The following is an 11,529-nucleotide window of genomic DNA, read 5'->3' as shown; positions in this document are numbered from 1 at the left end:
GTCTGGACCGGGGGATTTCGTGGTTTGATGCGGCGGACCTGTACGGCAGCCATTCTTATCTGGCCGAGGCCCTCCGGGGGGTTCCGCGGGATCGGTATGTTCTGGTTTCCAAAATCTGGCTTCGGACCAGAGGACTTCCGGAAGGACAGCCGACGGATACGGAACAGGTTGTGCATCGGTTTCTGCAGGAGCTTCAAACGGACTATATCGATTTGCTTCTGCTTCATTGCCTGGTTGAACCGGACTGGCCGTCGCGGTATGAGAAGGAAATGGAGGTGCTGGGGCGTCTGAAGGAAAAGGGCCTTCTGCGCGCACACGGCGTTTCCTGTCATTCGCTGGCGGCTCTGCAGAGAGCGGCTGAACATCCGTGGGTGGAGTCGATTCACGCCCGCATCAATCCATTCGGCGTCCAGATGGACGGCTCGCCGGATGCTGTGGTTCCGGTTCTTCGGCAGGCGCATGAAAACGGCAAGGGGCTGATTGGGATGAAACTGATCGGCGAAGGGGCCTTCCGAAACAGTCCCGAAAAACGCGCCGAAACCATTGATTTTGTGTTCAATCTGGGCTGTGTGGATGCCGTCACCATCGGTTTTGAATCGCTTGAAGAAGAGGCCGACTTTGCCCAGGCCGTCCGACAGACTCCGGTTCGAACCCTGCCGTCGCTGGTTTCGGTCTGAATAAAAAAACACACTCCGGCCTCGAAGTGCCGGAGTGTGTGGTTGGGGTTGCCGCCCTGCAATTCACATCAATCGCAGGCGGATTGCGGATAACGCTGACATTGCAGCCATTTGGCCGCAAACAAGGCGAAATCAGCCAAATCCACTTTGCAGTCGCTGTTCAAATCAAACGCCGTCAGCGGGTCTTCCTCATCTTCCATACACACGAACTTGCTCGGTTCGAAATCCACATACAGCTGAGCGATTTGAACCGGTGTCAGAGGATAACTGTAAATCCGCACGTCGTCAATAGCCCCGTCAACCGACAATTCCGTGGCTCGGCCGCCGATGGACAAGGGGGCCGCCGCCAGCGGGGCTGCGGAAATATCCAGCACAATTGTCTCGTTTTTGTCGCCGTCGGTGTAGATGGTGTACGAGGTTGTCTGCGGGTCGTAAACGGCCGTAATCATGTGCCATTGTCCGTCATCCAAAGCGACGTTCGGATTGCCGTCCGCCCAGAAGGCCGGATTGTTGTTGGAATCAAAGAAGAAGACTGCCTGATTGCGCCAGGCCTTGTCCACGCCAAACAGCCAGCCCGCCGTGCCTGCATCCAGCTTGGAAACCGGAAGCCGCCAGCCGACTGCGCTGTTTTCTTTATACCAGAAGCTGATGGTAAAGCCGAGCGGGTAGAAGTTGAAGAATTCAGGATTGTCAATTTCCACATAATCCGCCGTGTTGGCAAAGACGATGGCATTGCCGTTGATGCCGGCTCCGTAGGTGTCCACGCCGGTTCCGCCGCCGGCCATCGTTCCGTGATGTGCCGGAGCGCCGGGCACACTGGCCGAGACCGAATCCAGCAGGTTGCCGTCAAACTTCCAGTGTCCCATCAGCCGTTTTGTCCACACCCAGGCCGCCTTCGAAGGAGCCGACGGGGTCAGGCCGTTATAGGCAATGCAGTAATATTGTCCTTCGTGGGCGACGGTGGGAGCTGTAATCGTCAGGGTGGTGGTTGTTGTGCCCGAATAAACGCTGTTGTCTGTCAGCGGAATATCCGGTGTGCCCACCTTGAACCACTGATACGTGCTGGCAACGTCATTGGCAACGATAGAAAGGACTGCATTCGGCGAAGCGACCGTATTCACCGGGTCAACCAGAATCAGGGGCGTTGCGCCCTTGGCTGTAAACGACCAGATCGGCCCCAAAATGTTATTGGGGTCACCCGACGGATAGGCATTTCCTGTGCCGTTGTCCAGTCCCTCTTCAATGCTCCAGTAGTACGTGCGTCCTTCCGCCAGTGTGATTGTGTAAGAAACGTTCGGATTGTTCCAGTCCGTATGGGGAACCTGGCCGACATAGCTGAGGGAAGTTTCGCTTTCGCCCATCCAGATATAGTGCGTCCGAATCTTCGGGTTGACCGGGTAAAAATTGTTGGGGTCAACGCCGGCTTTCCAGTTCAGCTGCACCTGCGTCTGGGTCGGATTGATGAGCGTTCCGACCGAGCCGTCTGCATTTTGCGGCAGGGGGTTCGGGTCTCGTGCACACAGCGGGGGAATCGCCGTCAGAATCATTCCGCCCGGAATTGTTTGCGTATCGACCACAATGGTTCCGCCGCCGCGGCTGCCCGGCGTGGTCCCATAGGCCTTCAGATAGCCGTTGGCAATCCATGTCGGGATATTCGCGCTCTGGTCCTGGCCCCGAAGAATCAGGGTTCCGTCCCAGATGTCCAGGCACGTCACGCCGTACGAGGCGGTATTGGCCGCCATATTCATCCCGTTGCTAATATCAATCGTCCCGCTGTACAGGTTCAGATATCCGCCCAGCCACAGATAATCGCTGACGGTGACGGTGCTGTTTTCGTACACGTTCATTGTCACGTAGGGCGCTACAAACCACCAGTTATCGCCCAGACAAAGGTTGACTGCACTGAGGCGTCCGCCGTTGCGGACATTGATGACCGAACGGGCAGCTTCGCTGGTGGCAACCGGAGCCATCACAAATCCCAGATGGGTGAGGGTTCCGCCGTCGATGTTCAGTGTGGCGCCCCAGTTCGGTCCGTGCAGGTCTGTCGGGCGCACGGTGGTGCTGCCGCAGACAATATTGTCCTGCGCCCGAATCGTGACCACGGGTGAGGCGGCAATATATCCGATATTGATGTTTCCGGTTACGGTTGGATTGGACGGCGGAACACCGTTGGACCAGTTGCCCGGTGTAACCCACAGCCCATCGCCGGCTGCACCCGTCCAGTTGGTATCCGCGGCCAGCGCCGGTATCACCAGCACGGCCGACAGAAGGAAAAAGGAAATGAAGCTTTTCATAACTGCGTCCTCCAAAAAATGTTATGACTGTTCGATAGTACGATTATTTCCGTTCGCTTTCGTACGCCGCTTTTTGACCAACTGGTTTTTAATCATTCCCGCGACTTGTTCTCCGAAGCTTCAGCGAAGGAGAAAGGCGCAAATCCAGTCTTTCTGTTTTTGCCTTTCCCTATTTTTTTTGACCCTGCCGCCTGAAAAGCAGAAACTGCTTTACGTCCCTATTGGATATCCTTCTGAAATCCAGCCCAAAAGGGGCCGATGCCGGCTGAAAGGCACCGGCACCCCTTTGATTTCAATTATCCTTATTATCCTTTATCCTTTTTTGCGGAGCATCGTCAGTCCGCCCAGACCCAGCAGAAGCACCGTAGCCGGTTCGGGAATCATCGCGGTAATCTGAACGCCGTTGGGGGTTTGGGACACGATAACCTGCCCGGCCCCGCCGAAAGCAATCAATTGACCGTTGGCAATCCAGCCGAGGGCTTCCTGGTAGGGGTCCCGTCCGGCGGCGGAACCCTGAATGAGCATCATGGCGTTGTTCCAGATGTCGATGCGGGCATACGTGCTCCCATGAGCCGCCATATTCACCAGTCCGCCGATGGTCAGAACGGCATTGTCATACAGGTTGACCCTGCCGCCCAGCCACATCCAGCCGCGGGCTCTGGCTGTGCTCGAATCGTACACATTCAGATTCGCATACGGTGCATCCCAGAACCACCAGTTGTCGCCCAGGGCCAGTTCTCCGACTTCGAAGTATCCGCCGTTGGAGACATTGATGTTGGACGGAGCATCCGCCGCACCGATCGGGGCCGCGACAAATCCGCGATGAATAAAGCGTCCGCCGTTGATGTTCAGTGTGGCACCCCATTCCGGGCCCCAGAAATCGGACCAGAAGGCGCTGCTGCCGAATTCCGCCAGCTCTCCGACCCCTACATTCGCGATGGATGTGCTGCCGGCAAACCCGACACATTTGCCTCCGCCGTCACCGGCCGGAAGGGTATCCGGAACCACCCCTCTGGACCAGTTGGCAGGGTCATTCCACGAACCTTGATTCCCCTGAATCCAGAAGTTGTGCTCATCCGCCCAAACGACGGCCGTCAGGGCAAGGATGAGTGTACAGAAGACCAGTTTCCATGTTGTTTTCATCGGTCCTTTCCTCCAAAAAAATTTTGCTGCCTCTTTGCTCTATCACACACTCCACACTTCACACGCTTTTCGAGCATGCGATTATTTATTCGGCCTGCAGATGCAGCTGGGGCAGAGCAAACAGCCCCCAGTCTCCGTCCAGCACATAGGGCTGTCCGTCAATCCAGAGACATTTTTCACGGCCGCCGTCGGTGACGGCCAGTGTCAGGAACCGGTCACTTTCTTTTAAGTCTACCTCAATCGAATAAACCTCCGTCCCGTCTGCTCCTCGCCGGCAGAACCGAACTTTGCCGTCCACCAGCACCCAAAAGTCTGCATAGGGACTTCGCCGCGGGCCGTTTTCGCTGATGCCCGCCAGGGCCGTAAAGCGGCTGATTTTCAGTTTCGGGAGCGTTCGGCGAATGGCCTGCAAATCAAATGTAATTCCCAGATTGGCATGCATAAAAATGGCCGGATTGTCCGCCGTTCCATAGACCTGGCCGTTCAGCCGAAACTGCGGACTGGACAATTCCACCGGATCGGACAACTGCCCGCCGTTGGTAATTTCCGTCCAGAATTCCCCGTTGGTTGCCGGACACTCGTCAAAGAGATCGCCGCGAGAGCTGACGACGACGGGTTTGGAGCTCGGGTCAGGCACAAAAACGCCGTCCACAAAGGGATTCCACGGAACGAGTTCATAGCGTCCGCTGCCTTTGATGCTGTAGCGGGGGGTGATTTTTTCCACTTTCTGGCCGTTGAGCGGGTCAATGCCCGCCTCGATGCGTCCGGTTCCGAAGCCGCTGCCTCCGCCGACAATATCCGCCAGATTTACATTTTGTCCCCTCCAGACAAACTGCGTCTGCGGATTCACTCGCCGCACGAAGGCCTCTTTTTTCAGGGCGATATCCAGCACGGCACCGGCGGCATTGACGGCCTTGGCAAACCCTTCCTTGATTTCATATTGGTTCTTGGATTCTTTGGCCGGGCCCGAAATCATCATGGTTTTGCCGGCTATCACGTGAACTTCCATTCCGTCCAGGTCGGTTTTGATGCCGAATTCCGTCCCCAAATCGATAATTTTGGAAAAAGGTGTACTGACGGTAAACCCGACGGCTGTTTTGGGGATGGAGGCAAATAGCCGGCCGGTACGAAGCTGAATCTGGTCATCGGTCAGCAGGGTAAATTCGGCGGGACCTTCCAGCACCACTCGGCTTCCGTTGTCAAACTGAATCACGGCGATTCCTCCTCCCAGCCGCAGCGGTTTTGTATGGGTACACAGACGGCTTCCTTCGCGAAGTCCCCGTTCAGGCGAGGCCCATTGCGCGTTCAGAGTCTCTGAGAGTGTTGCCACTTCCACGCCGCGTCCGGCAGACCCGAGCAGGGCGTAAGAAATCAGCAGAATCAGCGCTGCGGAAGAAACGAGCAGGGAATACAAGGAAAGCCTGCTGACCCTGTAAGAAGGCCCTGCGGCTCTGTCGGCGGCAGGGGGACTGTCCGCTGTTTTCTCTGTTTTTTCAATGGGAACCGGAGCGGCGGTTTGTTCATTCAGGGCCAGTTCTCTCCAGAAGGCTGCATCCAGAGAGCTGCCGGACGGGTCTGCCATTGTTTCGGTGTGCGCCGGCTGAATCCCGCTGGGCTCGTGAAAGATGGCAATAATGGAAATCGTGCGTCCGTAATATCGCCGCGCCTCCGGAGAGCTTTTCAAAAGAAAGCAGAGCCGGTTGAACTGCTCGTCGGTCAGTGTTCCGTCCAGCTCCATTTGAATCAGTTCAGCCAGTTCTTTCCGAATCGACTCATTCATTCGACCGCTCCCTCCCGGCGAAGTGTATTTTCAATGCAGACCTGAAGGGCATCCTGAAGGCGGGCAAAGGCCTTGTACATTCCGAAAACCGGCTTGCCAACGAGGGCGGCGATTGCTTTGATAGTCATACCGTCCTGATAACGGAGCCGAAGCAGTTTTTGGTTTGTTTCATTCAGTTTCTGAAAGCACTGCCGCAGGGCTTCGGTCAGCGCATTGGCGTCTTTCATTTCATCCAGGGTCGTATCGGCCAGGTCTTTGAGCAGAGCATCATCAAACTGGATTCTGGACCTTTTATGTTCGTTAAAGAATTTTAAAACCAAATTTTGCGCGATGGTGATTCCCCAGGCTAAAAAACTGCTTCCTTGTTGAAACTCGTCAAATTTTCTCCACATTACGGCGGCGGTTTCCTGAAGCAAGTCATTGGCATCCGCGTAGTTATGGACAGAGGAAAGGATATAGGCGTAAAAATTCCTCTGATATGTCATAAACAGATGAAAAAACAGTTCTTCTTTGGGTTTTTGGGTATTTGACATTGTTTGTTTTGATTCGTTTTCCTGCATTTTGATGTTTCCTCCTTTAGTAATACCGCCGGGCAGGGCAGTTGGACACAAAATGAATCGTTTTTTTGGAAATTAAGGATTTTATCGTTCTTTTCGGCTTTTGGACTTGACAGGACATACCGGAAAATAGATAATGAAGAAGTAAACGTTTACTGAACAGAGCCATGGGGAGGCCGTCGGGGGCAGCCGTTCGATTCAGTAAAAGTTCCGGGAGAAGAGAGATGGGAAAAATTGCCTGCCTGCATTGTGTATCCCTGTTCCCGTCTTTTATTGTCGGGTTTTCTGCTGTATTCCGCTATCTGAAGAGGTGATGAATGATGCGCCCCAAACACATTCCTTTTATGACCGCCTTTGTTCTGTGTTTTTCTTCGCCGCTGTGGGCTAACGCCAATGTCCTTGTCAACCCCGGTTTTGAAAGCGGCACCGCCGGCTGGACCGCCCGGGGCTGCACCATCAGTGCCGTCACCTCTCCGGTCCGTTCCGGCACATACAGTGCCCGCGCAACGGGACGAACGGCAACCTGGCAGGGCATCCAGCAAACCCTGATGGACAAAGTGGTTGTGGGGCAGACCTATCAGATTTCCGGCTATGTGCGCGTCAGCACGGCCAGTGCTCCAGTAATCGTTTCTATCCAAAAGACGGACGGGAACGGGACAACCTACACCAATGTGGCAAGCGGCACCGCCAACAATACCGGCTGGGTGTATCTGTCCGGCAATTATACCGTCACAGTCAGCGGCACGCTTACGGAGCTGTGGGTCTATTTTGAAGGCCCTGCATCCGGCGTCGATTTGTTCGTGGACGATGCCTCTGTTTACGGTCCGACGGTCAGCAATGAGGCCTCCCTTCAGATTTCCCCGACGACCCGCTACCAAATGATTGAGGGGTTTGGGGCCGCCGGCGCCTGGTATGAGGGCATGCTCACCGGACATACCCAGAAGGCGACCCTGTATAACCTCCTGTTCCGCGACCTCGGTCTGGATATATACCGCGTTCGCAATGCCTATAACCAGTCCGGCGGGGCGGATTATATGAGCCGCACCGCCCAAATCATTTCCGCCGGCCAGGCTGCGTTAGGGCGGCCTTTGAAGGTTCTGCTTTCCTGCTGGTCGCCGCCGGCCTACCTCAAAAGCAACGGAGAGACCGCCAACGGCGGAACACTCATCGGCGGCCCCTCCAATTATGCCTATGACCAGCTGGCCGACTGGTTTGCCGACAGCATTACCGCCTGGAACAATCTCGGAGTGAACATTGATTATCTCAGCATCCAGAACGAGCCGGATTGGACTGCCTCCTGGGATACCTGTCGGTATGAACCGAGCGAAACTTCAACCTATGCCGGCTACAACAAGGCCTTTCAGGCCGTTTACAATAAACTGTATGCCCGCTTCGGCACGGCAATGCCCAAAATGCTGGCTCCGGAGACCACCGGTTTGTACGGTGCCGCCGGCAGCAGTCCCTCGGCCTACATCTCGGCGTTGTTCAATCAGGACCAGGTGTACGGGTATGCTCATCATCTTTACAATATCAACGCCGGAGATAATCCCGATGCCTATCTGACGGCGATGCAGAATTTCCGGGCTCAATGGGGCACCAAGCCGCTCTTTCAGACGGAATACGAAAAGGCCGCCGGCAGCTGGCCCGATGCCTACAACCTCGCTTTGCTTTTGCACAATGCCCTTACTGTCGAGCAGGTCAGCGCCTATTTGTATTGGGATTTATTCTGGGGCAATGAAGGAGGCCTGATTACGCTTAACTCCACTTCTACTTACACCATCAACTCCGACTACTGGGGTTTTAAGCACTTTTCGGCCTTTATTCATTCCGGCTGGCAGCGTATTGAGGCGTCCTCCAGCGCGCCCATGATACGGATATCTGCTTATATCAGCCCCGACGGTCAGAATCTGACCGCCGTCCTGATCAACACCAGCGACAGCACAACAGTAAACGCATCAGCGGCGTTTCCCGGATACACCGTTACCGGCGGAACCCTCTATCGCACCACGCAGACGCAAAACTGTGTGAACCTTGGTTCTTACAGCGGCGGGCCTCTTTCTCTCCCGCCCAAATCCGTCACGACGCTGGCCCTGACCGGCTATACAGGGCCTTCCCGCACGCTGATTGTTTCGTCCACGCCGGGCGGTACGGTCATTTCTCCCGGCACAGGCACCTTTTCCTACGGAAATGGAACACAGGTGTCTTTGACGGCCTCTGCGGCGGCGGATTATCGGTTTACGGGCTGGACCGGAACCGCTGTGGATGCGGGCAAAGTGGCCGAGCCCGCTGCCGCATCTACGACAGTTCTTGTGGATGGAGATTATACCGTTACGGCCACATTTGCTTTGGATGAGCTGCCGCCGACACCGACTCCGGCGTGGCTGACGCCTCCGACGGCGGTTGGGGCCAACCGCATTACAATGACGGCAGCGGCCTGCACTGACGACAATCCGCCGGTGGAGTATTTCTTTGAGTGCACGACGGATGCCTCCGCCAGCAGCGGCTGGCAGACCGGTACTACCTATACGGCCCAGGGGTTGTCCCCGCTGACGCTTTATCGCTTCCGCGTCAAGGCACGCGACAATACGAGCCGACGGAATGAAACGGACTGGTCGGATGTTCGCTCGGCCCGAACCCAGCTGCCCCGTGTGACGGTCAGTCCCTTGGGGACGGGCTGGCAAAGCGGTCTGAGTCGAGCTCCGGAGCCGGGAAGCAGTCGGCTGCTGATTTTTACAGCCCATGCAGAGCATTCATCGGCCATTACGCTCAACAGCGTCACCTACGGCGGCCGGCCAATGACCAAAATTCTTGAACAAAGTGTTGGGACGATGTCACGAGCCTACGCGGCGGTATTCGTTCTCGATGAGGCGGGCATTGCCGCCGCCTCGGGCAATACCTTTGTGCCTTCCTGGAGCGCCAATCCCAGCAGCGGTGCCGGCTATGCGAGTCTTTTCCTGACCGGCGTCAATCAGGCAGTGCCGATTGGCCCCAAAGCCTCCAACGCCTCGAATTCCGGTACAATCACCACTTCCGCTTTGGCGACGGAAGCAGGCGATTTGGTGATTGTGGCCGGAACGTGCGGGAATGAAGGAACCTACACTGTCAACAACGGCTTTACAAAAGCAATGGAATTGACAATTTCGTCCGCTGACGGTGTGGTCGGGCACAAATCAGCGACCGGCGCGGCCGAAATTCCCAGTTTGACTCACTCCAATGTGAATCGTCAGGTTATTCTCGGCTTCGTCGTGCAGGCGGCGGCAATCAACTGGCTGTACGGCGATTTTCTCCAGAGCGGTTCCGTGGATATGGCGGACCTGTCCGAGCTGGCCTGGCTGTGGATGAGTGAGGACTGCGGGCCGGCCGACATCAATGACGACTGCTGGATTGACCTGACGGAACTGGCGGAATTTGCCGCCAACTGGCTGCTGTCTTACTGATAGCCGTAGAGGCGGAACCGCTGCACGCCGAATTCGCCCATCGGCAGGCGAACGTGACGGCCCTGATGGCTTTCATCACCGCTCAGCCAACGTGTCCGCACCCATTGCCCGTTGCGGAACTGTCCCTCTTCAATCCATAAAATCCCGGCGTTTTCGTTTGGATTGGCGGATTGAAAGGTCAGGATAATTCCCTGTCCGGCGGCCCAAAAGGTGTCTGGTCCGATCTGAGCAACCAAGCCGCCCGCCGGCGGCCATGAATAGGCCTTTTGCGGCCACGAATAGGCCTTTGAGTCACCGCCGGACCACTCCCAGGTGTAGTCGTGCCGGAGGCGGATTCGGTATGAGCCCAGTTGAATGGTTTCTTCCGGTTTCTCGTTATCCAAAAGCACCCCGTACATCGCCGGCGGTTCTTTTGACGATGTCAGTTCCCCGAACAGTCCCCCCAGAATTGCATACGCCTGCCCGAGGGCCGCCGCCGTCTTCTCATCGACTGTGTCAATCGCAAAGGGGCTAAAGCCGATGGCCCGGTGTTTTCCGACGGCATAAAAGACCTGTACGCCGCATTCTGGTCCCTTGCGGATTTCCGGAATAAACAGCGGATTATCTGTTCGGGTGTACGATTCACACCAGTACGCTATATTCGGGAAATAAATATCGGGCGCCAGAAAATCAATGTCTTTGGCCGCCGCCTTCCAGATGTCCATCAGATGCGGCAGGGGGCCTCCGCTGGGGTACTCGCCCGGCTTTTTATTCGGACGATTCAGGGCCGCATTGACAAACATCGGCAGCGGATACTCCGCCTTGCCCGCTGCTGCGACCGCCTGCACATACCGCCCGTAGTGCCAGGCCGTAAAAATCTCATCCGTTTCGAGCCCTCTGCCGAAGACCTCCTGCCAGGTGCCTTCGGTGCGAAAGCCCCGCTTGGCCCAGAGGGCCTGCAGGGTCGGATGCAGTGTTTCTTTTCGGCTGGCCAGATAGTCCATTAACTCCTTCGGGACAGGGCCGGCGAAGGCCTCATTGGCCGCCCGCCCCCATTCCCTTGCGTCCTCCAGCATTCCGACTTCGTTTTCCACCTGCACCATCAGGACGGTCTGCTGTTTTTCATCCATTTGGCGAAGGTGCCGCATCAGGGCGCGGAACGCCGCCGCATCCGCCCGCAGATTCTCCGGACAGAAGGCTGACAAGATTTCCAGTGTCCGCCCGTCTTTGAGCCGCACGCGCTCGAACCGCCGCCAGTCCTGCTTGACCCACGCCGGCGCATAGCAGGACATGCTGTTTTTCCAGGTCCCAAACCACAGCAGCACCAGCCGCATTTGGTGGGCCCGTGCCTGTTCAATCAGGCCGTCCACCTGCGAAAAATCAAAGCGGCCCTCCTCCGGCTCTAATAGGTCCCAGTACACCGGCACCAGCACGGTGTTCATATTCATTTTTTGAAATCGAGGCCAGGCGGGTTCCAGATAAGACAGCTCCGTCGCCGCCGAATTGCCGACCTCCCCGGCCAGCATCAGAAACGGCTTGTTCTCGACGAACAGATGAAACTGCTCTCCGATTCGCCGCAGGTGCGGGATGTCCGCCGCAAAAATTGCCCCCGTCCAGAGCAGCCAGCTCCACAAAACGCAGCGTGTCTGCATAGAGTGTCTC

At 56.4% G+C, this 11,529-nt stretch carries 7 protein-coding genes; 2 read left to right on the top strand and 5 right to left on the bottom strand.

Translation table 11 applies throughout. The annotated features are described in order from the left end of the window. On the top strand, positions 1-677 hold a 677-nt coding region (locus WHS88_10745; GenBank protein MEJ5260653.1), incomplete at its 5' end, for an aldo/keto reductase. A gap of 68 nt (positions 678-745) precedes the next feature. Here WHS88_10745 and WHS88_10740 read toward each other — a convergent pair. The 4 genes from WHS88_10740 to WHS88_10725 form a co-directional block, all read right to left on the bottom strand. Continuing rightward, positions 746-2,971 carry a LamG domain-containing protein gene (locus WHS88_10740; GenBank protein ID MEJ5260652.1) on the bottom strand — a complete coding sequence of 742 codons (2,226 nt, stop codon included), beginning with the start codon at positions 2,969-2,971 and terminating at the stop codon, positions 746-748. A 312-nt stretch (positions 2,972-3,283) separates the two neighbouring features. Further along, positions 3,284-4,114 (bottom strand): PEP-CTERM sorting domain-containing protein, encoded by an 831-nt coding sequence (locus WHS88_10735; protein MEJ5260651.1) that lies wholly within the window; start codon positions 4,112-4,114, stop codon positions 3,284-3,286. 85 nt (positions 4,115-4,199) lie between these two features. Then, positions 4,200-5,894, bottom strand: a complete 1,695-nt coding sequence (locus WHS88_10730; GenBank protein ID MEJ5260650.1) for a FecR domain-containing protein — start codon at positions 5,892-5,894, stop codon at positions 4,200-4,202. Beyond that, positions 5,891-6,454 (bottom strand): sigma-70 family RNA polymerase sigma factor, encoded by a 564-nt coding sequence (locus tag WHS88_10725; protein MEJ5260649.1) that lies wholly within the window; start codon positions 6,452-6,454, stop codon positions 5,891-5,893. The genes WHS88_10730 and WHS88_10725 overlap by 4 nt, the downstream gene beginning before the upstream one ends. Positions 6,455-6,768: 314 nt before the next feature. On the opposite strand from WHS88_10725, the gene WHS88_10720 reads away from it, so the two are divergent. After that, entirely contained in the window at positions 6,769-9,888 is a 3,120-nt protein-coding gene (locus WHS88_10720) for a carbohydrate binding domain-containing protein (protein ID MEJ5260648.1), read from the top strand. Here WHS88_10720 and WHS88_10715 read toward each other — a convergent pair. Then, positions 9,882-11,519: a DUF5597 domain-containing protein gene (locus WHS88_10715; GenBank protein MEJ5260647.1), complete on the bottom strand. Its 1,638-nt coding sequence runs from the start codon at positions 11,517-11,519 to the stop codon at positions 9,882-9,884. The genes WHS88_10720 and WHS88_10715 overlap by 7 nt on opposite strands. Positions 11,520-11,529 lie beyond the last annotated feature (10 nt).

Source organism: Anaerohalosphaeraceae bacterium, assembly GCA_037479115.1.
In the GTDB taxonomy this organism is placed as follows: domain Bacteria; phylum Planctomycetota; class Phycisphaerae; order Sedimentisphaerales; family Anaerohalosphaeraceae; genus JAHDQI01.
The sequence above is the reverse complement of the archived record's forward strand: the minus strand, read 5'-3'. Positions and strand labels throughout refer to the sequence as shown.